The organism is Corynebacterium sp. Marseille-P3884 (genome assembly GCF_017942225.1).
GTDB lineage: Bacteria > Actinomycetota > Actinomycetes > Mycobacteriales > Mycobacteriaceae > Corynebacterium.
In genome coordinates this window covers 138,517-165,325 of the sequence record NZ_JAGKSD010000004.1, presented here as the reverse complement: position 1 = coordinate 165,325, position 26,809 = coordinate 138,517, and the positions used below count along the sequence as shown (strand labels likewise).

The following is a 26,809-nucleotide window of genomic DNA, read 5'->3' as shown; positions in this document are numbered from 1 at the left end:
GGGGGATCACAGTCCTTACTGCGGCGGCGGCCCCCACGGGGCCCCTGCTCCACCACTGCCCGGCTGCGGACCGGCGCTCGGCGGCCCCCACGGAGATTCACCGCCGATATCCTGACCGCCTCCTTGAGGCGGGACCCAACCGGCACCGGCAGCGCCGAAGTCGGTCTCGCCCGGCGGGGCGAATCCGCCGCCCTGGTCGAACTGGCCCGGGGCCGGCTCGGCGGACGGAAGACGTTCGGCCAGTGTGTCGGCAAGCGCAGGTGCTTCCGTAGCAATCTCGTTTTGTAGCTGCTCCTGCGCGGCCGGTGCGATCGGGATGCGCGGGAACGCGACGACCTCGATGTCGTCACCGGACTGGCTCGGCGCGTGAACGAACCAGGAGTCCTGCACCGCCAGCGGCAGCACCGCATGGCCGTCCTTCTCCTTGCCGTCGCCGGCGATCGACGGAGTGGACACGATGACATTCGCCGCGGTCAGCGGGTTGATGGAGAAACTTTCGACCTTAGCTTCCGCACGGCCGGCCTGAACAGAACGCGGTCCTGGCTGCATCTGGCGCGCCGCTGCATCGGTCGGGTCGATCATCGGCTGCGTTTGGCCGTCGTACGACCAGGTGCCGCCGGCGCTGCGGGTCATGCGGAACGCCACCGGGCCCACCGCCGGATCGCTCGGGATCTTGGAGGTGAGGTAGCGCACCAGATACAACAGCAACAACGGCAGCAGCAGGCCGAGAAGCAGCGCCAGGATGAAGGTCACCACGGCGACGCCCTTAGACACGGGCACCTTGGAGTCGATCTTGGTGGCCACGTCGACCACGCGCTCCTCGCCTCCGTTCTCGTCAGCGATGTGGACCGGCAGCGTGCCGTTGGCGATGAGCTGCGCACGCTGTTCAAACGTGAAAGTCAGCGGCAGTTCAGCAGTGTCGCCGCGGGCAACGGTCAGCGCGGAGTCCTTCGAGTTGTGCTCCGAGTTAGCGGTCACCGCACCGAGTTCGTCGAATCCGTGCTCGACCTGCTGACCGCCCTCGACCCAAACACGGCCCGGGCCGGAAACCGGCACATTCACCGTGACTTCTTCGCCCTCGGTGGCCACGTCGATCTGGCCGGGCAACTGCGGCAGGTTCTGCACGGCGACGCTGAGCGCGGTATCGCCCTCCAGCGGGGACAGCGTGGTGCCCGGCTTGCCCTTCGCACCCGCAGTCGTGATGGTCACTTCCGCCTTGACACGGCCGGATGCGGGAGCGTCGGGGATCTTCGATGCCGGGATCTCGACGCTGCCGGAGGAGAAGTCCGCCTTCTCCTCGAGCGTGACCGGGTCACCGCCGCCGCTCGGGACGAACTCGACTGTGCCTTCCGCCTTGCCCTCCGGATCGATCTTCTTGCCATCGGGTCCGGTCAACGACACGATCAGGTTGCCGTCGTCCATGACCTTGAGGTCGTTCTTGCCGCCCTCATCGTCGGTCTTCGCCGCATCGTTGGCACCGTCGGCGCTGAAGGTGACGTTGAGTTCCGGCACCATCTCGACGAGGTTGAACACCTCGCCGTCCTTTTCTGCCTCCGGCGCAATGTCGATGAACCGCATGGACCATTCGCCAGCCCAGTCCTTGTCGCCGGTCTTGTTCAGGGCACCGTCGGCACTCTGAACCGCGTCGTTGCGCGCCTCCCAGGTGACCTTGCCGCCGCCGGCATTTTTCTCACCATCGCCTTCCATGACGACCTTGTCGCCGTTCGGCGCAGTCATCTCCAGCTTCGCGTCCGGGCCGAGATCGTCACGACCCACAGCGCTGAAGCGGACAGACGTAATCGAGTTGTCCAGGACGAACGTGAACGGCTCATTAGCGTTCGTGGTCTGGCCGGCCGAACCGCCGGTATCCAGCGCGGAGCGGAAGGCGGCGAAGAGATCGCCCACCTTGTTCGCCGGGTAGAACGCACCGTTGCGCGGCTCCTTACCACAGGTGATGCCTGCGGCTTCGCCTTCGGTAATGGCCTGGAACAGGTCAAAATTCTCGTTGAGCTGCGGGTTGGTCAGGCCGATGCCGACGTGCGTGACGCCTGCGGCGCGGAGACGGTCAGCGACGCCGTTCGGGCGGCACAGGTTGTCCTCTGCACCCTTGTCGTCGCCGGTGGCGAGTTTGCCGTCAGTGAAGGTGACCAACAGGCGGCAGGGATCCTCGCCCGGGGAGTTGAGCAGGTCGTCGCTCGCGCCTTCCAGCGCGGCGTTGTGGTCAGTGCCCTTGGTCTCCTCCGTGCGCTTCTCAAACGTCTGGATCTGCTCGTAGACGTCTTGCTGACTATCCTCCGTCAGCTTCATCCAACCCTTGTAGCCCTCGCCCGGGTTGTTCAGCTCATTCTTGTAGGTGTGGCCGAAGCCGGCGATCTTGATATTCGTGGTGAGGTTCTGATCCTCGCTCTTCTGGAGCAGGATTTTCGCGAAGCTCTGCGCGGCAGGAATACGGAAGTGGTCCGGGTCCGCACCCGGCTCACCTTCGACCTTCTTGCCGTCGTCCCACCGGTTGACCAGACTGTTCGTCTCGTCCATCAACAGCAAGACGTCGAGCTCGTCGTTATTAGCCAAGCACGCACCCAGCTGGCCGAGCGCATTGTCCCCGCCTTCGGCCTGCACCGCGTTGCCCGAAGGCTTGTCCGACTTATTCCCCGGCTTATCAGCCGGTTTATCGCCAGGCTTCTCAGTGGGTTTGTTGCCCGGCTTCTCAGTGGGTTTGTCAGTAGGATTATCGCCAGGCTTCTCAGTAGGTTTGTCGCCAGGCTTGTTGCCCGGCTTCTCCGGCTTCACACCACCTTCTGGTTTATCGCCGGGCGAGAGGGGCCCGTTTTCCAGCGGTTTGAACGGCTGCACTCCCTGTGCGGAGGCCTCGAGGGTGCCGAACGCTCCGAAGGCACTGGTACCCAGTGCGAGGACACCGGCGGCTGCGACGGCGGTGGCCCGGCGGGCCAGGGCCGCGATCTTGTTGTTCTTCGTCATTGTGATCGTGTTCTCCTCGCGGCGCCTAAAGCCTGCCTACCCACAGGGCGATGCAGAGCGACGACAAAATGATGGCGATGAGCAGCACCGCCAGGGTGGCCCAGTACAGACCTTGCTTCCATCCGACAATCGAGTACATGCCGTTGGCACGGCGTCGGGTGTCCTCGGAGAAGTAGAAGGCCAAGGAGGACACACCCACAAGGCCAGCCAGCGCCCACGCGCCGAAAGCCATACCCGCGTATGTGCCGGAGATCGGGGAAATGTCACCCAGCAGCAGGATCACGGCCATCACCAGCGCGATGATGCCGAGGGCCAGACCCGGCACCAGCCAGGTTGCCGGTGCCGAGGACGGCTCCAACGGCGACGCCCCACCAGCCGGTTCTGCTGAACCAGGCGCGCCTGGGAGCGGACCGGAATAGTCGCCTTCTTTCGCAGGCGCGAAAGGATCCGACGGCGGTGCGGCGAAAGGATCCGTGACAGCACCAGTGCCAGCGCTACTTGGCGAACCCCACGGGGAGGACGCACCACCCGTACTGGGAGTCGGTGCCGGGGCGCTCTGCCCGGGGCTGCCCCACGGCGAATCTGCTGCAGAAGAGCCGGAGCCCCACGCGCTAGATCCACCTGAACCTGGATTACCGGACCCCGGTTGCGGGAATCCCCCGCCAAACGGCGGCTGCTGGTTGGTCATTCATGCCTCCTCTACAAAGCGCTGATCCGCACGAACACCCCGGGCATAGAGGAGGAGCCCGAGAGATTCGCACGGACAGCACACTTTCCGCCCTGTACTTTACCGAGATCTCAGGATTCGGCAGGCCGAACTGAGAAGAAGATGAGTACCCGGGATCCCCTTCGCTAAGACCAAGCAACCCCGAGAAGTTCGCGCCACCAAGCGTTTGTTCAGACACGCAAACAGAGTGGGTGAAGTAGAGAGCGACAGCATGAATGCCTCCACGCCCCCCCATTACGGCGGAAATACTGCCGAAAATAGTCCCACTCGCCTTAGCCGCTGTTGCCCGAGGCCAAAGGCACTAGAAGACCATATTTCGGATGCGCTACGCTACCGTTTTTACACGTTCTACGCGACCATTTTTACATCTTCCAAGCGTCCATTGAAGGACACGAAAAGCCCGGCTCCCCTCCCCCACTCGCCCCGCGGGAAAGTGCGGGGTCGGGGGCGGGAGCCGGGCTCGTCGTTAAGCGCGGGCGTTTAGGCGCTTAGAACTGATCGAAGCCGTACTCGTCGAGCGGCACGGATGCACCGGTGAACTCGCCGTAGCCTTCGTCGCCGTAGATCGAATCGCCGAAGGACGGAATCGAGTAGGCGGCGGAACGTGCGGCCTCCGTCGGCTTGACGGAGATGTTGCGGTAGCGCGAGATACCCGTACCGGCCGGGATGAGCTTACCGATGATCACGTTCTCCTTGAGGCCGATCAGCTTATCGGAGCGCTTGTTGATCGCGGCGTCGGTGAGCACGCGCGTCGTCTCCTGGAAGGAGGCGGCGGACAGCCACGACTCGGTCGCGAGCGATGCCTTGGTGATACCCATGATCTCACTGCGCAGCTCAGCTGGCTCGCCGCCCTCGGCAACGGCCTGGCTGTTGATCTGGCGTGCCTCGGACAGGTCGACCAGGGTGCCCGGCAGGAACTCAGTCGCACCCGCGTCGATGACGGTGCCGCGGCGCAGCATCTGGCGGATGATGATCTCGATGTGCTTGTCGTGAATCGACACACCCTGGGTGCGGTAGACAGCCTGGACCTCGTCGATGAGGTGCTTCTCCACACCGCGGCGGCCGAGAACCTCGAGCACGTCGTGCGGATCAGCCGCACCGCGCAGCAGACGGTCGCCGACGTTGACCTTGTCGCCGTCCTTGAGGGAACGCTCGATCATGGCGTCCGGGTTGGACTCCATCGGGCGGCGCACCTGAGCCAGGCCCTGGCGCTTGGACAGCTTCTCGTAGACCACGTCGTCGGAGCCGTCCTCCGGGTGGATGGTCAGGGTCCAGAAGTTGCCCTCGTCCTCCAGCGAGATCTCGCCGGCGACAGACGCGATCGGGGCGCGGTTCTTCGGCACGCGGGCCTCGAACAGCTCCTGGACACGCGGCAGACCACCGGTAATGTCGCCGCCGACACCACCCTGGTGGAAGGTACGCATGGTCAGCTGGGTACCCGGCTCACCAATCGACTGGGCCGCGACAATACCGACAGCCTCGCCGATGTCCACCAGCTTGCCGGTAGCCATGGACTTGCCGTAGCACTTCGCGCACACACCGGTCGGGGTCTGGCAGGTCAGCACGGAGCGGACCTTGATCTCCTTGACACCGGCCTCGACCAGGGTGTCGATGCGCTCCTCGGACAGGTCGTTGCCTGCCTCGAGGATGACCTTGCCGTCGGCATCGGTCGCATCCGCGGCCAGCACGCGGCCGGACACGGAGGTCTCCACCAGGTCGTGGCGGACGTGGTTGCCCGTTCCTGTCGCTTCTGCGACAGGAACCTTGACACCCTGGTGGGTGCCGCAATCGTCCTCGCGGACGATGACGTCCTGCGCGACATCCACGAGACGGCGGGTGAGGTAACCGGAGTCAGCGGTACGCAGAGCGGTATCAGCCAGGCCCTTGCGGGAGCCGTGGGAGTTGTTGAAGTACTCCATCACGGACAGGCCCTCGCGGAAGGAGGTCTTGATCGGACGGGTGATGTACTCACCGCGGGAGTTCACGACCATGCCCTTCATGCCGGCCAGGGTCCAGATCTGGCGCATGTTACCGGCAGCACCGGACTTCACGATCATCGGAATCGGGTTGTCGTCCGGGTACAGATCCTCGACAGCCTGACCCACCTTGTTGGTGGCGTCCTGCCACAGCTCCACAAGACGGTCGTAGCGGTTCTCTTCGGTAAGAGCACCCTTCTCCCAGAACTTGCGCTCGATCTCTGCGGCTTCCTTCTCGTACTCGTCCAAGATCTCGGTCTTGTTCGGGAGCACGAGCACGTCGGACATGGTGATGGTGATGCCCGAGCGGGTCGCCCAGTAGAAACCGGCGTCCTTGAGCTTGTCCATCGTCTGCGCGACGGTGATCATCGGGTACTTCTCCACCATGGCGGAGATGATGTCGCCGAGCAGGACCTTGCCGGAGCCGCCGCCCTTACGGACCATGGCGCCTTCCTGGTACGGGAAGTTGAACGGCAGCATCTCGTTGAACATGATGCGACCGAGCGTGGTCTCCGCGGTCCAGGTCTGGCCCTTCTCCCAGTCATCGGGGAACTGCTCTGCCTCGATCTCGCGCGTCGGACGCAGGTGGCTGATGCGCACCTTGATCGGAGCCTGCAGGCCCAGCACACCGCGGTCATAGGCCATGATGGCCTCGCGGTGATCGGAGTAGGTGCCGCGCTCCGGGCCGTTCTCGTCGGCCGGTGCGTATGCGCCCTGGCCACCGATCTCGCTCTCGCTCTTGACCATGGTCAAGAAGTACAGGCCGGTGACCATATCCAGACGCGGCATAGCCAGCGGCTTACCGGATGCCGGGGACAGGATGTTGTTGGAGGACAGCATGAGGACACGTGCCTCAGCCTGTGCCTCAGCGGACAGCGGCAGGTGGACAGCCATCTGGTCGCCGTCGAAGTCGGCGTTGAAGGCCTCACATGCCAGCGGGTGCAGCTGGATGGCCTTGCCCTCGACCAGGACCGGCTCGAAGGCCTGGATACCCAAGCGGTGCAGCGTCGGTGCGCGGTTGAGCAGCACCGGGTGCTCGGCAATCGCCTCTTCGAGCACGTCCCACACCTCGGGGCGCTGACGCTCGACCATGCGCTTGGCGGACTTGATGTTCTGCGCGTAGTCGTTGTCGACCAGGCGCTTCATCACGAACGGCTTGAACAGCTCGAGAGCCATCAGCTTCGGCAGACCGCACTCGTGCATCTTGAGCTGCGGACCGACGATAATCACCGAACGGCCGGAGTAGTCCACACGCTTACCAAGCAGGTTCTGGCGGAAGCGGCCCTGCTTACCCTTGAGCAGGTCGGACAGGGACTTCAGCGGACGGTTGCCCGGACCGGTGACCGGGCGGCCGCGACGACCGTTGTCGAACAGCGCGTCAACGGACTCCTGCAGCATGCGCTTCTCGTTGTTCACGATGATCTCGGGCGCACCGAGGTCGATCATGCGCTTCAGGCGGTTGTTGCGGTTGATCACGCGGCGGTACAGGTCGTTCAGGTCGGAGGTGGCGAAGCGGCCACCGTCGAGCTGAACCATCGGACGCAGCTCCGGCGGGATCACCGGGATAGCGTCGAGGATCATGCCGGCCGGGTCGTTGCCGGAACGCTGGAACGCAGCGACGACCTTCAGGCGCTTGAGTGCGCGGACCTTCTTCTGGCCCTTGCCCTCAGCGATGATCGTGCGCAGCTCCTCGGACTCAGCGTCCAGGTCGAAGTTGCGGATCAGGGTCTGGATCGCCTCGGCGCCCATGCCGCCAGTGAAGTAATCCTCGTAGCGGTCAACGAGCTCCTCGTAGAGGTTCTCGTCGATGATCATCTGCTTCGGGGCGAGCTTGATGAAGGTGTTCCAGATCTCGTCGAGACGCTCGATCTCGCGCTCGCCTGCCTCGCGCATGTGCTGCATTTCCTTGTCGGCAGCATTCTGCACCTTCTTGCGCGCAGCGGCGGTGGCACCCTCGGACTCGAGCTCGGCGAGGTCCTCCTCGAGCTTCTGGGCACGGTCCTCGATCTCGGACTCGGTGTCCTGCTCGACTTCCTTCTTCTCCAGGATCATTTCCGCCTCGAGGGTGGACATGTCGTTGTGACGTGCCTCCTCGTCGACAGAGGTGATGATGTTGGCGGCGAAGTAAATAATGCGCTCAAGGTCCTTCGGCGCCAGGTCCAGCAGGTAGCCCAGGCGGGACGGAACGCCCTTGAAGTACCAGATGTGCGTGACCGGAGCGGCCAGCTCAATGTGGCCCATGCGCTCGCGGCGCACCTTGGACTTGGTCACCTCGACGCCACAGCGCTCACAGATGATGCCCTTGTAGCGGACGCGCTTGTACTTGCCGCAGGAGCACTCCCAGTCGCGGGTCGGACCGAAAATGCGCTCGCAGAACAGGCCGTCCTTCTCCGGCTTGAGGGTGCGGTAGTTGATCGTCTCCGGCTTCTTCACCTCACCGTGCGACCAGCGGCGGATGTCTTCGGCGGTGGCCAGGCCGATGCGGAGCTCATCGAAGAGGTTTACGTCAAACACGTAAATGCCCTTTCACCTCCCATTTCGCGGGAGGATTGAAGTTGAATTAGTTCTTCGTTTTAAGTCTTAATTGCGTGCCGACGCACGGCAGAAGCGCTAGCGCGCTTATGCCGTGTCGGCTGCGGAACCCTCATCGCGGGACAGGTTGATGCCCAGCGAGGATCCTGCCTGGTCGTATTCGTCGTCGTCGCCGGACAGCTCCATCGGAGTGCCGTCAGTGGACAGCACCTCGACGTTGAGGCACAGCGACTGCAGCTCCTTGAGCAACACCTTGAAGGACTCCGGGATGCCCGGATCCGGGATGTTGTCGCCCTTGACAATCGCCTCGTACACCTTCACGCGGCCCACAACGTCATCGGACTTGATGGTCAGCAGCTCCTGCAGGGTGTAGGCAGCGCCGTACGCCTGCATTGCCCACACCTCCATCTCGCCGAAGCGCTGGCCACCGAACTGTGCCTTACCACCCAGCGGCTGCTGGGTAATCATGGAGTACGGGCCGGTGGAGCGGGCGTGAATCTTCTCGTCCACCAGGTGGTGCAGCTTGAGCATGTACATGTAGCCGACGGAGATCGGGTACTTGAACGGTTCGCCGGAGCGGCCGTCGAAAAGCACGGTCTTGCCGTCGCCGTCCACCATGACCTCGCCATCGCGGTTCGGCTTGGTGTTGGCCAGCAGGCCGGCGATCTCCTCGTTGGTGGCGCCATCGAACACCGGGGTGGCGGTCAGCGACTCCGGCGGAACGTCGTAGAGGTGCTCCGGGAGGGTCTCCAGCAACTTCGCGTTCTTCGGGTCGTCCGGGTTGACCGTCCAGCCGGCGTGCGCCAGCCAGCCCAAGTGAACCTCGAGGACCTGGCCGATGTTCATACGACGCGGCACACCGTGGGTGTTCAGGATGATGTCCACCGGGGTGCCGTCAGCCATGAACGGCATGTCCTCCTCGGGGAGGATCTTGCCCACGACGCCCTTATTGCCGTGGCGGCCGGCCATCTTGTCGCCGTCCTGGATCTTGCGCTTCTGGGCGACGTAGACGCGGATCATCTCGTTGACACCCGGCGACAGATCGTCGTCGTCCTCGCGGGAGAAGCGACGGACAGCGATGACCTTGCCGGTCTCACCGTGCGGCACCTTCAGGGAGGTGTCGCGGACCTCGCGTGCCTTCTCGCCGAAGATGGCGCGCAGGAGGCGCTCCTCCGGGGTCAGCTCGGTCTCGCCCTTCGGGGTGACCTTGCCGACGAGGATGTCGCCGTCGCGGACGTCCGCACCGATGCGGATGATGCCGCGCTCGTCGAGGTCCTTGAGCACGTCCTCGGAGACGTTCGGGATCTCGCGGGTGATTTCCTCGGCGCCCAGCTTGGTGTCGCGGGCATCGATCTCGTGCTCCTCAATGTGCACGGAGGTCAGGATGTCCTGCTCCACCACGCGCTGGTTGAGGATGATGGCGTCCTCGTAGTTGTGGCCCTCCCACGGCATGAATGCCACGAGCAGGTTGGTGCCCAGCGCCATTTCGCCGTTCTTGGTGCCCGGGCCGTCGGCGATGACCTGGCCGGCCTCAACGCGGTCGCCCGCGGAGACGATCGGGGTCTGGTTGTAGCAGGTGCCCTGGTTAGTGCGCTCGAACGTGCGCAGCAGGTAGGACTCGCGCTGACCCTCGTCGTCCATGATGGTGATGACGTCACCGGTGACATCCTCGACAACACCAGCGTTCTTGGCGATGACGATGTCGCCTGCGTCGTACGCGGCGCGCAGCTCGGTGCCGGTGGCCACGTACGCGGCGTCGGAACGCAGCAACGGCACTGCCTGCTTCTGCATGTTCGCACCCATGAGCGCGCGGTTAGCGTCGTCGTGCTCGAGGAATGGAATCATCGCCGTAGCGACGGAGACCATCTGGCGCGGGGAGATGTCGACGTAGTCGACGTTCTTGGCACCCACGACACCGATATCGCCGTCCTTGAGGCGCACCTCGATGCGCTCGGCGGTGATGTTCATGTCCTTGTCGTGCTCGGTGGCCGCCTCAGCAATTGCGTAGCGGTCTTCCTCGTCGGCGGTAAGGTATTCGATCTCCTCGGTGATCTTGCCGTCGACGACCTTCTGGTACGGCGTCTCGATGAAGCCGAACGGGTTCACACGTGCATAAGAAGACAGTGCGCCAATCAGGCCGATGTTCGGGCCCTCAGGAGTCTCAATCGGGCACATGCGGCCGTAGTGCGACGGGTGGACGTCTCGGACCTCGATGCCGGCGCGCTCACGGGACAGGCCGCCCGGGCCGAGTGCGGAGAGACGGCGCTTGTGGGTCAGGCCAGACAGGGAGTTGTTCTGGTCCATGAACTGCGACAGCTGGGAGGTGCCGAAGAACTCGCGGATCGCCGCGGAGACCGGGCGGACGTTGATCAAGGAGGTCGGGGTGATCGACTCAGCGTCCTGCGTAGTCATGCGCTCGCGCACGACGCGCTCCATGCGGGACAGGCCGACGCGGACCTGGTTCTGCACCAGCTCGCCCACGGTGCGCAGGCGGCGGTTGCCGAAGTGATCGATGTCGTCGGTGTTGATCGGGATGACAACGCCCTCCGGGGAGGTCATCTCACGCTCGCCCGCGTGCAGGCGCACGAGGTACTCGAGCGTGGTGGCGATGTCCTCTTCGGTCAGGGTCATCAGACCTTCGTGGTCGCCGCCGAGGCCGAGCTTGCGGTTGACCTTGTAGCGGCCGACGCGTGCGAGGTCGTAGCGCTTCGCACGGAAAAAAGCGTTCTCGAGCAGGGACTGCGCGAGATCGCGGGTCGGCTGCTCGCCCGGGCGCTGCTTGCGGTAGATCTCCAGCAGTGCCTCGTCGGTGTTGGCCACGCCATCGTTCTCCAGCGTGGACATCATGATCTCGGAGAAGCCGAAGCGGTCCTTGATCTGCTGCTCGGTCCAGCCGAGGGCCTTCAGCAGGACGGTCACCGGCTGGCGACGCTTACGGTCGATGCGGACACCGACGGTATCGCGCTTATCCACGTCGAACTCCAGCCATGCACCACGCGACGGAATGACCTTGACGGCGTGGAGCGGACGTTCGGTGGACTTGTCGATCGTCTCGTCGAAGTAGACGCCCGGGGAACGCACCAGCTGGGAGACAATGACACGCTCGGTGCCGTTGACGATGAACGTGCCCTTGTCCGTCATCAGCGGGAAGTCGCCGATGAAGACGGTCTGGGACTTGATCTCCTGGGTGTCGTTGTTAATGAACTCCGCGGTGACGTACAACGGTGCGGAGTAGTTGATGTCCTTGTCTTTACACTCGTCGATGGTGTACTTGACATCTTCGAAGCGCGGCTCGGACAGAGACAAGCTCATGTTGCCCGAGTAATCCTGGATCGGAGAGATCTCCTCCAGGATGTCTTCGAGACCGGACGTGATGCGGGCATCGTCGCCGCGCTCTTCTGCCTGACGCTCACGCCACTCGGGCGTGCCGACGAGCCAAGCGAAGGATTCTAACTGAACATCAAGGAGCCCAGGAAGCGCAATCGGCTCGTCGATCTTCGCGAACGAGTAGCGCTCCGGAGCTCCGGGAATCGTGGCCACTGACTTGGTCTGGCGGGAGACTGCCAAGATGGGTCCTTCCAGCACCTCACGCGGGGCCCGTACACGGCGCATATGCACTGGTCACCCGCTGGATAATTAGCGTTTATTGTTAGCTGCGACAGCTGTGGAAGCCCCCAAGAGTCCAGAATGCACAAAATCACCTTGTCAAATCAATGTTTTCGCATTGATCCAAGGTTTTCCTCATACACACTGGCGACGGCTTCCAGCGAAAGGAGACAGCTTATACCCCCACTGCCCGCTTGTAAAGCGGTCCCTACTGATATCTTTCAACCCGATATCGATCGATCCCTCCCGCCGCTCGCTGAAAACGATCCCCCCGCGCGGCGCTCCCGCCGTAACGCCACAGCGCGCAGCGCGTCTACGCGTGGCGCGATTCCGCGCGCCGGCCGCCGCCCGGACGGAACGCACCGATCAGACCGGTCAGCACCAACAGAGCACCGGCCCCGATGACGGCATAGGTCACGGTGCGCGAAAGCCCCTGGGTGACCGTGGGCAGCTGCCCGGTCAGCGCCTCCACCTGCTGCTCGTCCATCGCCGCGTCGTAGGAGTAGATCCCGCGCACGCGCTCGCCGGCACGGTCCGCGTAGTAGTCGTCGACCTTCTCGTTGATCCCGACGACCAGGCCCGTGATCTGGTCGACAGTGATTTCACGCTCAGCGGCGTGGTGCTTGAACGCTTTTTTAGCTTCCCCGTCGGGCCCGAGCACCATCAGCGAGTTCTGCTCGCCCGGGTAGAGCTCCGCGACATTGGTGTCGGGCACGGTCTGCGTGAAGGTGTAGACCGTCCGCCCAGCCAGCTGACTCTCACCGGTGAATTCCGCGTCGACAGCGGCGCGCAGCGTCGGATCGAAGACGGGGTAGCTCTCCTTTTGCACATCCGACGGGAATTTCAGCCACACGCCGTCGATGTCGACCGTTTCTTCCGGCAGCGCCATCACGGTGCTCACCCGCGCCGGCTCGTCGATAAGCCCTGTGTTCCGGTCCATCTGCATCGACCACGTCGCGGCGGTGACCAGATTCTCAAAATCCGATTCTTTGTCCCCGCGCAGCAGCGAGTCGCCCACTCGCAATGCCACGGCCTTGTCCGTCGCCGGGTTCTGCACCGTCATATGCAGCTGACGCGTGAGCGGCACAGTCACGTCTTTGGCCGTGCCGTCGTCTTTGGCCTCCCCCACCGTCGCTTCCGGGTCATGGAGCGTCCACGTGGTGTTCTCCAGGTTCAGCGGGAACCGCGCGTCGCCGTTGAGAAACCGCGGCGCGATGAGCCCCGCAACGATCAACGCCAGACCGAGCCCGACGAGCAGGGCCGACACGATGCGGGATTTAGGGAGCATGCGAGCGAGTCTACAAGCCCACCCACCCCTGACACACAGTCACCACGCCGCGCTAGTTCATCAGCACCGCGATCGCGTCACCACGCCCAGCCGCCGCCGCGTAAAACGCGGCCAGCTCCCCCACCGCATAGGAATTCTCCACCGCCCCCAGCTCAACACCAGCGAGCACGGACGAAAGCTTATCGACGACACCCGCCTCATTCCCCCTCAACCCGTCCGTCTCCTGTTGCGGATCCAGATCGGTGCCGCCATAGACAATCGCCGCCGCGTCCTTCTCCCCCACGAGCTCGACCAGCACGCGATGAGTCGCCGCATGAAGCTTATCGACGTCCCCCACCGGGTACGTCTCTTCCTCCATCGCCTCGAACACCGCATCCGCCCGGGCCTGCGCATCAGCGGACAGAAGCGCCGAATACTCCTTAGCCGGCACCGACACATAGATCGGAATCGGACCACTCACCGCCGCATCATCCAGCGTCTCAACAGCCAGCGTCTCTGTGCCCGCCGAAGCACCCCCCACAGCCTTCGCCGCGACACCCTCACCAGAAACAGACACCATCCGATCAAGAGCAGCATCAAGATACTTACTTCTGCCCCGGAAGCGGGATGACGCCAACCATCCCAACTCCGGCGCTTCACGAAAGAACTTCTTCCGCACTCCCTCTTGGATCACCACGGATTGCTGCCCTGCGATCGTGTCCGACCCAATCCGGAGCAGCCTGTCGAGCTGATCAATGTTGGCCGCCGACATCGCCTTGCACAAAATGGTCGCATCGAAGTTCAGCACACGCTTCAAATCGAAGCTCCACTCTTCGTCTTTGAGCCTCTCAAACTCATCAATGACGTAGGTGATGTCTGGGTTCTTCACGCCTAAGTCCGGGAAATAGCTGAACATATAGCGTGCAATCGGATCATCGAAAGAACGCTCTCCCAGCGGACGCAGCCCCTCACGAATCTGATTGAGCTCCGCTCGCGAGGCCTGTTCTTTCAACTGCTTGATCCACAGCCCCTCCATGTCGAGCGAATCCAACAACTCCGGATTGACCGCTTCTACAACCCGCACAACCTCAGCGTTGACAGCTTTTCTTTGGTTTGCCGGATCCAACTTCACAAACACCGTCAGAAAACCACCAAAGCCTTACGTTTTCAGAGCACCAAACCAGCAGGATCCAGACTAATCGTCGAATTCGATGCCGGCTGCCTCCGCTTTCTCAATCAACCCCGCAATCTCAGCCGGTGCCTCGGCAATCTCCCCGAAAACAGCCTGAACCTTCTCGACGTGTTTGGGATCCCCGTAAATACCGATCCCCTGCCCCTCCGGATCAAACTGCACACTGCCATCAATCTGGCCAGTCGACTTGAAGTACTCCGCCAACCCCTCCAGGAAATAACCGTTGGCCTCATGCCCCGTTGCAGCCACAGCCTTATCCAAATCAGAATCAACCACAACCTGGATATAGACCGAATGCTGGCCGTCCAAATCACCAGCAGACGCACCGAGCTCGACAAGACGCATCTTCAGACCCGAGGCCGACTCAGATTCCTGAGCATCATGATCAATATCCTCATCCGGCCGGCTCAACTCAACAGGGATCTCCAGGCCAAGGTGGTAGCAACGATACTGCTCAAGCCACAAATCCAAAAACCCAATCGAGAAAAGATCCCACGGAACCAACTGGTAACCACGCTCTTCTTCCGTGGCAGGACGAATCGCCGACCCCCTTAACCACATCTCGATATTCCAGTCACTGGAGTCAACACTGTCAACATCAAGCGGAATCCCATCCTTAAGCTCTATCGGCACAAACCCAGGCAACCCCGGACGATACTCGTCCCCACCAACCGCGACCTTCGCAGGATCAAAATCCCCCGGCACAAATTCAACCTTGCCATCCCGAACAAAAGGCCCGCCTTTACGGAACGCATTCTTAAGCAACGGAAACGGCGGAACGATCCAATCCGACCCGCTTCCCACATCAGCCCCAAGCCCCAAAACAACCAAATTCTCCGCAGTGCGCGGAACAGCTGCCAAACAAGCACCACCACTACGGTGCTTGGCCTCATACACGTGGACCTCCAGATCACCACCACGCGTCGGCATACGAAGCCTCGTATTATCCGAAGGCCGAATAGCCTTCATCGACTCATCGAACTCCATGAAATACGTCATCAAACCAACCCTCACTACAAAATAAACTTTACCGCGCCTTTTGCGCGCATATGCTTTGCCCACATCACGACATTGTCGTGAATGTCTCTACCCGGCGCGATTTCGTTCCTAGCATTCACCAGAGTTCCCCCCTCCTTAAGCATACGGTGCTCAACGATTGCGGATTGTTCAAGCGCCCGAGCCTGATGTGGAGTAAACATTTCGGCGCCTTCTGAAAGCTCCTTGGTATTGATCCTTGCTTCCCGAAGCCTATTTCCGAAGCGCTCTCCGTGTTCCCCTTGCCTTCGCTCAAAATCGTTGGTCTGGCCGACATATTCCATGCTTCCGTCTTTGCGATGCGCACTGTAAACCGTAACTTCGCGCGACGATGGATTGTGATTGAGCCACTTTTCTGTCCTGGCGATCTCACTTTCAGGTACGCCAGCTGCACGTAATTCGTCTACTGTCACGCTGTGTGCTTCCAAACCCAACGCATCAAACCAGTGCGCGGCATGATCAACATAGCCTTGAGCGGAGGCAATTCGCCCGCTAACGCCTAGTGGATCCTGGCCGTTGTACACACCGGCATGTGGGTCATAATAGCGATATCTATTGTACACCCACCCAGATTCTGCATCTGAGTACTGCCCCATGAACAACAACGGGCATTCACTTTTTCCGGTCCACGCGCGGACTCCGTATAGAGTTTGCACAGCCGTACCGCTGATATCACCCGAGTCGGGATTCACAAGTTCTTGAGGCGATCCGGCTAGATCGGCCATGATCAACTCGAAAGACAAAGTGGAATCCGCTTGCCCGCCTGGCCCTGGGACGCCGGATACATTCATTCGTTTCGGAGCAAATTCGATTTGCCCGGTAAGGAACCCAGTTTCAGGATCTACCGTCCACACACGGCCATTCCCGGAGGTCTCCGCTTCGGATGAATAAGTTAACTGCTCAGCAATGATCTGATCATCCGAATGCGTAAACACTGTGCGGGCAATCAGTCGCCCCGTCACACTGCAGATGCGTTCCTTGGCTACACGTCGACCTAGCGGATCGTAAACGTAGCGGTACCCAATCTCTGGCTCATCGGAAGTCGAAAACCCAATAGGTTGTTCTCCAGATGCATAGAAAAACCGGCGCGTGAGTGGCTTTTTACTAATTCGCTTGGTGACGGTCTGAATCACACGACCGGCTGCGTCGTACATGTAGGTGGAACGCCCCACCCGCGTTGGCATAGTGCCATTGAACTCGACCCGGCAATCAGACTTGGAACGACCGTTATCCGACAATGGGGTTTCAGGGTCTGGTGCGTTAATCAAATTGAGAACGCCAGCAGCGGTGAATCCATAGTGCTCTTCTACCAAACTCCTCTCACCCTCTGTGACCGAATTATCTCTGGAATTCGAAATTCGGTTTAGCCGAGTGACTCGCCCCACAGAATCGAGATCAAAAGAAGTAACACCGCGCAGGAAGTCGGTAACCATTGATAGCGCACTGTCATTTCGCCACGTGAACATGCGCGACGAGACGGTGCGGAGACCACCTTCTGCACTGTTATCTAGCACAGACAAAGTATCAGCTCTTGTGCGACCGCGAGCATCCCTGCCGAAGTTACGAATAACAGAACCAGTAGACAGTTGGCTACGGACGCCACGCGCATCTTTTCTGTACCGCATCTCCGCAACGATTTCGGTTAGCTCGGATCCAGGCAGCTTGCGTGTGTGAGTCGTTCCAGCGATTTCGCCTCCTTCGTCGCGTTTGAATGTGGTGGTAAACGCGTCCCCGAGGGGCAAAGTGACATGCTCAGATGCGACGTTTCCGGTAGCGTCGATGGTTAGCGCGTGAACGGTCGATTCCCCACTCGGAAGGGTCACGGTCTCCTTAATTATCCGTTGGTACCCATCGCGCTCGAACTCGATTGTGGCTTGGGGGCCTTGAATGCCGGTTAGGTGGTTGAATTCGTTGTAAAAATAAGTTTTCACTCCCAGCGCATCTGAGACTGTGTGTGTCCGGCCGTCAGGATGACGCACGTAAGTAGTTGTTCCCGCTGGAGTAGTAACTGTGCTAGTCAAACCATCGGCGCTGAGTGTGTTCGTTCGGGCAATTCCGTTGTAGTCGATTTCGCCAACAACCATACCGTCTAGGTCATAAGCGTATTGCCACACATTTCCGTCAGCATTCCTAAGACGCACCGGCTGCATCTGCGTGTTATATTCCACGCGCGTTGTTTCTCCGGTGGCATCCGTTGCAGCGCTGAGTTTGTCGAACACAGTGAAATGGCTCGTCGTCACTGCGCCGATCTCGTTCGTTGATGAGACTTGGTTACCTTCACCGTCATAAACGGCGGACACCTGGGTGCCGTCGGGGTGTGTTACAAGTGCGGGCCAACCCTCAGGTGTGTATTCAATACGTGTACAAGCCTCTGCCGGGTCAATAGTTTCAATTGGCAGACCCCGAACGTCGCGAAGAATGCTCGTTCGCCGCCCCGCGGCGTCCGTGGTCGCTATGATGCGCCCAGCATCATCAGCCTCAATCGCGGTGGTAGTCCCATCAGGACGGATCGTAGCTGCTGGAACGATTCCGCTGGACCGCACATCATAGGAGTGAGCAGTCGTTTCTCCAGCTGGTGTAGTCACAGCGGACACCAGCCCAAATGTATCGATCTCGCATTCGGTGGCAAGCCCGTCCGTACCTAAGATACGCACGGGCTTTGCCCACGCACCTGGTTCAACGTACTCAGTCAATCCTCCAGGGTACGCAGTAGCTACCAATACACCGTCTTCGTTGAACGTGTAGCTAGTCGTCGCACCTGCGGAGTTCGTAATCGCAGTTTTCTGGTGATATTCGTTGTACGAGGTGTCCTCGATTCCGCCTTCGGGAGTGACAATGCGCCACACGTCACCAGCCGGCGTGGAGCGATACACAGTCGGGCGGATATCGCCAAGAAAGTCATCGTGCAGCCACTCGCCTGGCACGGTCCAGGTTTCGTCGTCGCGAGAAGAAGTACGTCCGCGACCAGTGATGCCTGCGGCTGTTAGCCCTCCTTCGACGAGCGCTTTGTAGAGTGGTAATTCCTCGAGGCGAGCGAAATACTCATCGACAACGCTGTTGCCCAACTCCAGTGGGTCGCCCTTAAACTCCCCGGCGGTCTCAATCGCTACACACAAACGACCGCCCTCTGGCGCATCATCACCTTCATCATCGGCCCAATAGACGATGTTCGGGAACATGCCACCAGTACCGACCTGAGAGTGCACCCGGCCGAATTCATCGAACCGGTAAAAGTAGGACACTCCATTTCGGTCCGTCCAAGCATTCATCCGTCCGTGTTCGTCGTAGTGGTATTCCAACGCACCATCATTGGAATTAATGACGCGGATCAATTGCCCGTAAGCATCGTATGCGTAGGAGATTAACCTCAGAGGATCTTCATCCGGGTGGGTTGACGGGTTTGAAACGTAAACATGGGCCACTCGGCCGACAGCTTTATCCCATTCAAGGTCAAGAATTGTGCCATCGCTGCGGCGCATACGCACCATGTGCCCTGAGACTACATCCCAGGTGTATTCGATCGAGGCACCGGTATGGTGAACCACGCTGGAAAGCCCGACTTCCATCCCGGCATCGACCGTTTCCGCCAAAGAACCAGACGGAATAATCGCTGCCACATAGGACCCACCCAACGAGGGTGATTCATCCTTCACCCCTGGGGACGCTGTATCCTCACTGTCACAATCGAGATCGAACAAGCGGAAAGAATAGGTCAAACCAGCAGCGATATTTCGCACCCGATATGCGCCGTCTGCATAAGACAACAACCACGGGCGTCCGTCTGCGCGAACCTCCGAACCGTCGGTCGGCGCCGGCGGGAACGTCAGAAGAGCGCCATCGGGCGCCAACATTAGCACTTCATCAGCACAAATCTCGAGCCGGATATCCATCGTCGAAACCCAACGCGGGCCGAGGGCACGTCCTAATTCATGGTTCGTGTTCGCATTACGGTCGAGCACCAACGGGAGGATGCCATCGATGAAGACATCCGTTTTGAAATCGACCATATTGCCGGTGGCCATATCCACCGGCTCAAGTTTGAAGCAGACTTCATCGCCACGAGTGACAGTGCGATAGAAGCTCTTTGCCAATTTCTCGCTACCGACTCTGTTGATCCCGCCAGCCGTCTTCAGTGCAGCCTTCGATGCTGCAGAGGAAGCAGCAGATTTCACCGACGACAAGGCTTTTGTGCCCATGCTCGATGCCTTGTTCAGGCCTTTGGCCGCCGTGGTGCCTAGTTTTCCGGCCTTTACGGCTTTGCCTAACACCCCTAGCGGGCCAGCAGTCGCCAGGTCGAAGGCGAATTCACCCCAGCTGACCACACCAGCCGCCGCCAAAAGCCCCTTCAAGCCGACGCCAATGCCCAGCAGTACAGCACCGACAACGGGGCAGATGAACATCGCGATCGCACCGACAATCTGCAGTGCATCCGCGATGAAGCTCAGGATATCCCCGTGCTCGTTCAGCCAATCGCTCACCGCGTCCCATGCAGCTTCCCACGGCTTCGGGTTGTCCTTGAACGCTTTGCGCGACTGTGTATCAATGATGGCAGCTTGTGCTTCAGCATCTGTTCCGAGCATGGTGCGGATACCCTGCGCGGTTGCAAGGTTCCCTTCCCAGACGCCGAGCGCCGCTTGATGTTCTGCGGTCGCCGCCGCCAACGCGGCCGCCGCGGCCGACTTCGACGCTGGATCCGGAGCGGCCGCCAGAGCTGCCTCAGCAGCGTTGACATTAGCGGCGGCAGCGTTGACGGCCGCATGACTGCCACGAGCGGTGGTCTCAAGAGTCGCCATTTCCGCCTTACGCTCACTCAACAAAGTGGCATAACGCGAGATTGCGTCGGCGACACCAACGTGAGCATCACCCGTCACTTGCAAGTTTGACGGGAAATCACTGTTAACTAGCTCCCTGAACCTGTCGCCCTCTGTCCCTTCAAAGCCGCCATCGTTGATCGACCGCATCGCGGAGGCAGCCTCAAGCGCGCTATCACCGAAGGTACGCCACCGAACGGCAGCTGCCATCAACGTCGATACGCTGCCTCCAATGTGGAAATTATCCGGGCGGAAGGTGAAAAACGGCGGCAAACTCGGCACAGGCATTACTCGTAGAGACCTTTCGCAATCAGGACCCGAATCGGGAAGCTAGTTTTACTTAATACGGATTACTCACCAACAAGCGACTGAGAAGCGCGGGAACGAGTCTCAGTCACAGCCGACGTGTTCTCATCAAGGGCCGAACGAACCTGGCCCAAAATCGACTTGATGTTCTGTGCCGCAGAGGTCCACTTGCCGTGAACACCGCGGTAGGTCTCCTGCTCGGAGCCTTCCCAACCAGCAGACAATTTTTGGATATCGGATTCCATCTCAGACAACGTCGACTCAATGCCGTCCATGACACTGTTCAGATCATCAGCGGTCTGCTCCGCATCCTGACGGTTGTACGCATAAACACCCATAATGGCGCTCCTTTAAGAATTAGATCTGGGTATGTGTTGGATTGGGATTAGAGGATCGGACCGTTGTTGAATTCCATGCCAGCGAAACGCTGCTGAAGCATCGAGGTCTGCTCTTCCTCGCCGGCCTGGTAGTCCTTACCGGCCTGTTCCACACGGCCAGTCAGCTGTTCAAGCGCATTGTTGATATCTTCCATGTTGTCGTGCCACGCATTCGTCATGTTCTCCCATGCGGCTACCGAGGTGCCTTTCCAGGAGTTCTTCAGTGGTTCGATGGCGGAGAGAAACTGACTCGACTGCGTCTTTAGCTGGCTGTGGTTGTCCTGGAGCGAAGAAACGTGGGACGACACCGCTGAGTGCTCAACGGACATCTCGTTCGACTGGGACATGGAAATATTCCTTTCTTGGAGCTGTATTTTTCTGAAGGAAGTGGAAGCTGGCTCAATTCAACCGTTGAGATGATCTAGGTCATGTTGTCCAGCTCCGTTTGGATTTGGGTACGCACCTCACCATTTGCATCTTTGATGCTGGTGAGAGCCTTGGAAACATCGTTAAGGATGTCGTTGATCTGCCGAGCAGCTTTCCGCCACTCCCGATTTATGTTGTCGTAGAGTTCCGCTTCAGACCCTTCCCAATCGGGTTTCAGCGCATCTACGTCACTGCGAATCCTGTCGATAGTCTCCCGAATGCTTTTCATCACGGACACAATGTCGGAGGAACCTTCATCCGCATGAGAGGTACGAAACGCATAAACACCAGCCGACATCTACGCACCCTCCCCGGGACGCAGCTGTCCTGCCATTTCGTTGAGGTTGCCGGCCACTTCCGTGTCGAATGTCTCCGCAGTGGAAGCGATCATGCCCGCTGCCTCTCCGAGCACCCCAACGTTGTCTAGCAACGATTCGCGCGATGCCTTCCAATCACTAAAGAAGCCACTGACCGCTGAAGTGATTTTCGCCCCATGAATATCGTCGACGCCTTCTGCTCCATCGGCGGCTTTTTCTACAGAGGACACACTCTCGTCCAAAGCCTTGAGCTTTGCGTCAATTGTCTGCAGGTCTGTGATTGGCACCCGCCAGTAATCACTCGGCATGATTGTAAACCCCCTCTCCACGCACCCAGACACGGGACAATCCCGCTCCAGGCTTCTCCACTTCATTATTCTCTTCCGTCTCGGCTTTCTTTTCATGCTCAACAGCGTCGCTGAGGATGCATGCCGAGGCGGTGATTTCAGTGTGACCCATCACACTGGCTGCCACCCTAGCAACAATGTCCCGTACTTCGCTGCTGACAGATTCGCTAGGAGCGGTGGAGGACACCGTCAGCGTCCACGTGCTGGAAGCAATCGGCACGAATGCCTGGTGATGGTAGACCGTTCTCCGCTGAGTTAGCGGCCCAGCTTGTCCCTCGGTGCAAGCAAGCAAAAAGCTTTCGCCGGATCTCGTAGGCTCAACGCTTGTGTCGGCCTTAGAGCCCACTTGCTTTTGAGCGGATAGCACACTTGCCGGAACTGGTGCAGAGTCCGCCCAACGAAGAAGTAAGGGAACCACCGAAATCTCTCCGTCGTCCACACCCGGCTGCACAAGGGCCAGCAAAACACCAGCTTCCCTAGCTTGGGTGGCCATGTCCTTCAACGACTGCTGCATCGCGCGGCGTTGTGCGCTGCTCAACCGCACCCCCGGAACAAGATCATCGTCGCGAAGCAAATTAGCGATATTCGAATCCATCCGCGATGGATCCAAATCAATGATGCGCCATGTTGTCGGCAGACTGGCCGACCACACAAACGGTGGTCGAGGTGCATTCTCTGGCAGCGCGACTAAAGGCTTGTCATCTGCGACCGCAGGTGCCATCCGTTAACCCTTTCGTTGGAGCTACATACGTTTGAATCTTGTCAGAGCACGTTAGGCTCACCTGAAAGACTGGCTTAAGACACTTTAAGCGTGTTCTTAGGGTCGCGCCACCTGAATCATCTCCACACGGCCCGCTCGATTCACCCACTGTGCACGCCCCGGAGGAAGTTGCTTCAGGAAAATCCGCGGGTAAATCGCCCCTTCTTGGCGGTCGCCGGAAAGCAGCACTCCAGCTGCGCCTGCTTCCCGTATCGCTTGCATGATCGGGTCATACCCGCCGCGAGCCATACCTGTGGAGCGGCGGGCAACAATCATGTGCAACCCCAAGTCAGCTGCCTGATTTATGAACGGAACGATGGGCTTGAGTGGGTTGCTGCTGCCTTCGAAGCTATCGAGATTATCAACGACCAGATAGATCTCCGGACCTTTCCACCATGTGCGGTTCCGTAGCTGCTCGACCGTCACATCCGGCCCTGGTAGCCGTCGCTCCAATTCTCCTGCTATGCCCTTAGCGAGAGTTTCGCAGCCTTTCCTGGTCCCAGCGAAGCCGCCAAGGAACTCGTCCGGCACGGCCCCCAACAACCCACGGCGCAAATCCCACACTCCGAACATCACATCGCCAGGTTGCTTGTCCTCCAAGATCTCGGAAATGTAAGTCTTCAGTGCGGTAGTCTTTCCGGACTTTGCGTCACCGATTACCAACACGTGTCGCTCATCGCCCTCTGGGTCGAATCGAGCCGGAGACAACGTCGACTCCGCCAACCCCATTCGCACCGGCGGCACAGTCGGGTGCGACGTGCGAATCGATGCCAACGAGACTTCCGCAGGGAGCATACGCACCTTCGGTGCACTTGATTTCGGCCAGGCCTCAGCGATAGTTTCAACGGTCTCCTGAGCCGTTGCCCCCTTGGCAGTAGATCCGCGCCCCAGAACCGGAAGCGCAATCTGGCTGTACAGCCCATCCGCGGTTGCGGCCCTGCCGGTGGGAAGACCCACGAGCCCTTCCGAAACCTTCTTCCCAATCGCAGAGTCGATCGGGTCATTCAACGCGAACTCAAGTCGTGTGCCGATCACAGCTTGCAGCTGCAGGCGAAAATCCGCCCAGCGGCCCGTGACAAGCACGACGTGAATGCCGTATGCCAAACCGCGTTGTGCGATCTCGGAAATTTGATCCGCTAGATCTTCATAATCTTTCCTCAGCGTGGCCCAACCGTCGACGGCGAGCACGATGTCAGCAGCGGGAAGATTCGAAAGCAACCCCTGCTTGTGCATTCGGCGCATTTCATCGACATCCGAGATTTGATGAGCCGAGAACAGCTGCTCACGCTCGACCATGAAAGCACCGACCTCGGCAACAGTTCGCCGCAATTGATCCTGATCGAACCGGGTCGCCACAGTACCGACATGAGGCAAATCCTCTAAATATGTGAGAGCGGAGCCAGCCATGTCGATGAGATAAAAGTTCACTTCCTGGGGCGTATGGGTGAGCGCCGCTGAGGTGACGAGCGTGCGCAAAGCAGTCGTTTTCCCTGACTGAGGCGCACCCATGATGGCCGCATTGCCACCAGCGCCCGACAGGTCAAGTGTCAATGGGCCCTGCCACTGCTCCATCGGTTTGTCTTTGACGCCCAACGTAAGCACCATGTGCCCAGCCGAAGGCGCACTCAAACCGCGGTCAGACGTAGCTGTCACGGAACCTAACGTGTCCACGAGATTCATTTGGGCGGGCAGAGGTGGTAGCCAAATCTGGCGTGTCCTCGGGGCCGCTGGGGCAAGTCGGCTGACAACGACGTCCAAGGTCGTCGGGATCTGACCAGCATCGTCACCGGCAGCTGCCCGTTGCGCCTCACGCTGGTTGTCCAATTGAGTGTTGAATTCAGCTTGACGGCGCGCCAACCATTCCTCGGTGGTGTTTGTCAGGTGCAGCGGCATTGGCACAGGCGGCAACTCGCGCTCGTGAGCTTGCTCAATTGCCTCGTATGGTCCAGAAACATACGCCGCCTTGAACCTGTCAAAAATATCCGGGTCCACTTTCAAGTAGCCCGAACCAGGGATCGGCGGCAGCTCGTGCGCGGCGGTTGAGCCGATCGCTGCGCGAGACTCCTGAGCGGAAAACGTACGCAAGCCGATGCGGTACGAGAGGTAGGATTCCAAACCGCGCAGACGTCCTTCTTCCAGCCGCTGAGAAGCCAGCAACAAATGGACACCGATCGAGCGGCCGATACGCCCGATCTGGACGAACAATTCAATGAAGTCTGGTTTAGCTGCGAGCAACTCACCGAACTCGTCAATAACCACAAAAAGCACAGGGAGAGGATCGGTAACCTTGCCCTCGTCTCTGAGCTTGTTGTACTCCCCCACATTGGCCAGGTTGCCGGCTTGCTGTAATACCCGTTGACGACGCTGGATCTCTCCAAGGATTGAATCGTGCAACCTATCTACCAGGCCGGCTCCATCTTCAAGATTGTCAACGATCGCGGCAGTATGCGGTAATGGCTCGAGCCCTGCGAAAGTGGCACCACCCTTAAAGTCGACCAGAACGAGCGAAAGCTGGTCAGGCGGATGGCAGATCACCTGGGACAAAACAAGCGTGCGCAACACTTCCGATTTGCCTGAACCAGTCGCGCCGACGCACAACCCGTGCGGACCCATACCTGATTTAGCCGACTCCTTGATATCCAACCGCATCGGCTCACCATCAGCGCCAATACCGAAGGGAACGTTCAAAAAGCTCCGTTCTCCGTTTGGAGCCCACGCTTGCTCGATGTCGTAGGACGCGAAATTAGCGATCCCGAGCATGTCGTCTAGCGCGATCGTGCGCTCCAAAGCCGAGTCGGGCGAGGCATCCTCTACGAGACGAAGCGGTGAAACGCCCCGGGCGACGCTTTCAGCAATAGCAGGGCTAACCTCGTCGAGAGTCCCCTTGTCGCCGCCGTAGAGAACACGTTCCGCGTACCCTTTTTCCCCGCTTTCAGGCTCGCGGATTTCACCACGGTCCAGCAACTGCACCTTGAACGAACGGTCTGGCGAAAAAAGCACACGAACATCGACATGCGACGGTTCCAAGTGTTGCACCGAGGAAGTAGCCAACAGGGTCACCCGAGCAGCTTGAAGCGACCGGATCGCCCCAGCCTTGGCACTGATCAGCTTCCCGTGCGGGTGGTCCATATTCACCACCAACACCAGATGCTCGCGGTCGAGTTCTGCAAGCTGGTATCTGGAACGTTCCACCAGTTCCTCTGCACGCTCGTCAAGTTCGGCTAATAATTCCTCACACGTCTCCTCGTCATAGGAGACATTGCGTTTGCCGATCGGGCCGTCGAATGACTCAGGGGAAAGAAGGTGCGGCAGCCACAGTGCCCACTGTCCATCATCATTGTTGCTGAGCGGTAGTCCAAGGTGCAGTCTCACATCATCAGGTGCGTGGAACACCGCGATCTGAGAAACAATGCTGCGAACAGCTTCGGCAGTGATTTCAGCCGGCCCAACGAGCGAAACGACTCCACGTGCCGGAATCGCGATCGGCAGCCCTTCGATGGTGCTCGTCCTGCGCATCATCCGATCCAAGTGCGCTTGCGAAAGCGGCTCGGCAACCGACATCGGGTCCTTCGCTGGTGGCACATTGATTCCACGGGCCATCGTTCCCACTCCAGTCCCAAGTCGGGCAACCAGGAAATCCTCATCACCCCGCCGGCGCTCCCACAAACGGTAAGGGTCACGCGTGACATCCAGCAGCGAGCGTGGATGGGGGTGCCGCGTTAAAGCTTCAACCTGCTGCTTTTGAGCAACCTCACGCACCTCTTCCTCCAGCTCCTGAAGGTGTTCCAGAAATCGGGTACGTTCCTCCTCCGCCTGGCGGCGCGAGCCAGTTCGCTGGCGAATGAACATGCCAATCGCACCCAAGATCACCGCGACAAACATGACACCGCCAACGACCATTCGGATCGGATTACCTGACGACATCATCATCAAAACCATGCCGGTTCCGCCGACGATGGGCATCATAAGTGTGAGGGCGTTAGCCCCACCTGAGCGTGCCCGAATCGTAGGAATCTGAGCCACATCCAGCGGCTTTTCCTGGGGAATAGTTCTGTGCAGACGTGCAGGCCGATGGACAATGCGGGTGCTCATAACCCCGCATTCTAAGTCAGGGCTGCGCAAACGTTCAGCTCAGATATACGCACCTGTCT

Annotated in this window: 14 protein-coding genes; all 14 read right to left on the bottom strand. The window is 60.0% G+C overall.

The genetic code is table 11. The features are described 5' to 3' along the window. Positions 1 to 15 precede the first annotated feature (15 nt). The 14 genes from J5Y21_RS03845 to eccCa all read right to left on the bottom strand — a co-directional run bounded on the left by J5Y21_RS03845 (position 16) and on the right by eccCa (position 26,750). Positions 16 to 2,979 carry a hypothetical protein gene (locus tag J5Y21_RS03845; protein ID WP_210573009.1) on the bottom strand — a complete coding sequence of 988 codons (2,964 nt, stop codon included), beginning with the start codon at positions 2,977 to 2,979 and terminating at the stop codon, positions 16 to 18. Positions 2,980 to 3,004: 25 nt separating this feature from the next. Next, positions 3,005 to 3,667: a hypothetical protein gene (locus J5Y21_RS03840; RefSeq protein ID WP_210573008.1), complete on the bottom strand. Its 663-nt coding sequence runs from the start codon at positions 3,665 to 3,667 to the stop codon at positions 3,005 to 3,007. Between the two features lie 527 nt (positions 3,668 to 4,194). Continuing rightward, positions 4,195 to 8,196 (bottom strand): DNA-directed RNA polymerase subunit beta', encoded by a 4,002-nt coding sequence (locus J5Y21_RS03835; protein ID WP_210573007.1) that lies wholly within the window; start codon positions 8,194 to 8,196, stop codon positions 4,195 to 4,197. A gap of 105 nt (positions 8,197 to 8,301) precedes the next feature. Next, on the bottom strand, positions 8,302 to 11,799 hold the full coding sequence (locus tag J5Y21_RS03830; protein ID WP_210573044.1) for a DNA-directed RNA polymerase subunit beta: 3,498 nt from the start codon (positions 11,797 to 11,799) through the stop codon (positions 8,302 to 8,304). A gap of 334 nt (positions 11,800 to 12,133) precedes the next feature. Next, a complete protein-coding gene (locus J5Y21_RS03825) occupies positions 12,134 to 13,108 on the bottom strand; it encodes a DUF3068 domain-containing protein (protein ID WP_210573006.1) in 975 nt (324 codons plus the stop codon). A gap of 52 nt (positions 13,109 to 13,160) precedes the next feature. Further along, positions 13,161 to 14,219, bottom strand: a complete 1,059-nt coding sequence (locus J5Y21_RS03820; protein WP_210573005.1) for a hypothetical protein — start codon at positions 14,217 to 14,219, stop codon at positions 13,161 to 13,163. Positions 14,220 to 14,282: 63 nt separating this feature from the next. Next, positions 14,283 to 15,341 (bottom strand): hypothetical protein, encoded by a 1,059-nt coding sequence (locus J5Y21_RS03815; RefSeq protein ID WP_210573004.1) that lies wholly within the window; start codon positions 15,339 to 15,341, stop codon positions 14,283 to 14,285. Continuing rightward, positions 15,293 to 20,413: a DUF6531 domain-containing protein gene (locus J5Y21_RS03810; protein ID WP_210573003.1), complete on the bottom strand. Its 5,121-nt coding sequence runs from the start codon at positions 20,411 to 20,413 to the stop codon at positions 15,293 to 15,295. The genes J5Y21_RS03815 and J5Y21_RS03810 overlap by 49 nt, the downstream gene beginning before the upstream one ends. 62 nt (positions 20,414 to 20,475) lie before the next feature. Further along, entirely contained in the window at positions 20,476 to 20,769 is a 294-nt protein-coding gene (locus J5Y21_RS03805; protein ID WP_210573001.1) for a WXG100 family type VII secretion target, read from the bottom strand. Positions 20,770 to 20,816: 47 nt separating this feature from the next. Then, positions 20,817 to 21,155, bottom strand: coding sequence for a WXG100 family type VII secretion target (locus J5Y21_RS03800; protein ID WP_210572999.1), 339 nt, complete (start codon positions 21,153 to 21,155; stop codon positions 20,817 to 20,819). 74 nt (positions 21,156 to 21,229) lie between these two features. Beyond that, positions 21,230 to 21,532 (bottom strand): WXG100 family type VII secretion target, encoded by a 303-nt coding sequence (locus J5Y21_RS03795; RefSeq protein WP_210572998.1) that lies wholly within the window; start codon positions 21,530 to 21,532, stop codon positions 21,230 to 21,232. Continuing rightward, positions 21,533 to 21,859: a hypothetical protein gene (locus tag J5Y21_RS03790; RefSeq protein ID WP_210572997.1), complete on the bottom strand. Its 327-nt coding sequence runs from the start codon at positions 21,857 to 21,859 to the stop codon at positions 21,533 to 21,535. It lies immediately after the preceding gene. Beyond that, positions 21,849 to 22,619 (bottom strand): hypothetical protein, encoded by a 771-nt coding sequence (locus J5Y21_RS03785; protein ID WP_210572996.1) that lies wholly within the window; start codon positions 22,617 to 22,619, stop codon positions 21,849 to 21,851. The genes J5Y21_RS03790 and J5Y21_RS03785 overlap by 11 nt, the downstream gene beginning before the upstream one ends. 96 nt (positions 22,620 to 22,715) lie before the next feature. After that, complete coding sequence (eccCa, locus tag J5Y21_RS03780; RefSeq protein WP_210572995.1) at positions 22,716 to 26,750, bottom strand: type VII secretion protein EccCa; 4,035 nt, start codon at positions 26,748 to 26,750, stop codon at positions 22,716 to 22,718. Positions 26,751 to 26,809: the final 59 nt, after the last annotated feature.

What these genes read in the sequence shown, in the direction of transcription:
- J5Y21_RS03845 (WP_210573009.1), bottom strand. Translation starts at nt 2,979, where the DNA reads ATGACGAAGAACAACAAGATCGCGGCCCTGGCCCGCCGGGCCACCGCC.
- J5Y21_RS03840 (WP_210573008.1), bottom strand. Translation starts at nt 3,667, where the DNA reads ATGACCAACCAGCAGCCGCCGTTTGGCGGGGGATTCCCGCAACCGGGG.
- J5Y21_RS03825 (WP_210573006.1), bottom strand. Translation starts at nt 13,108, where the DNA reads ATGCTCCCTAAATCCCGCATCGTGTCGGCCCTGCTCGTCGGGCTCGGT.
- J5Y21_RS03810 (WP_210573003.1), bottom strand. Translation starts at nt 20,413, where the DNA reads ATGCCTGTGCCGAGTTTGCCGCCGTTTTTCACCTTCCGCCCGGATAAT.
- J5Y21_RS03805 (WP_210573001.1), bottom strand. Translation starts at nt 20,769, where the DNA reads ATGGGTGTTTATGCGTACAACCGTCAGGATGCGGAGCAGACCGCTGAT.
- J5Y21_RS03800 (WP_210572999.1), bottom strand. Translation starts at nt 21,155, where the DNA reads ATGTCCCAGTCGAACGAGATGTCCGTTGAGCACTCAGCGGTGTCGTCC.
- J5Y21_RS03795 (WP_210572998.1), bottom strand. Translation starts at nt 21,532, where the DNA reads ATGTCGGCTGGTGTTTATGCGTTTCGTACCTCTCATGCGGATGAAGGT.
- J5Y21_RS03790 (WP_210572997.1), bottom strand. Translation starts at nt 21,859, where the DNA reads ATGCCGAGTGATTACTGGCGGGTGCCAATCACAGACCTGCAGACAATT.
- J5Y21_RS03785 (WP_210572996.1), bottom strand. Translation starts at nt 22,619, where the DNA reads ATGGCACCTGCGGTCGCAGATGACAAGCCTTTAGTCGCGCTGCCAGAG.
- eccCa (WP_210572995.1), bottom strand. Translation starts at nt 26,750, where the DNA reads ATGAGCACCCGCATTGTCCATCGGCCTGCACGTCTGCACAGAACTATT.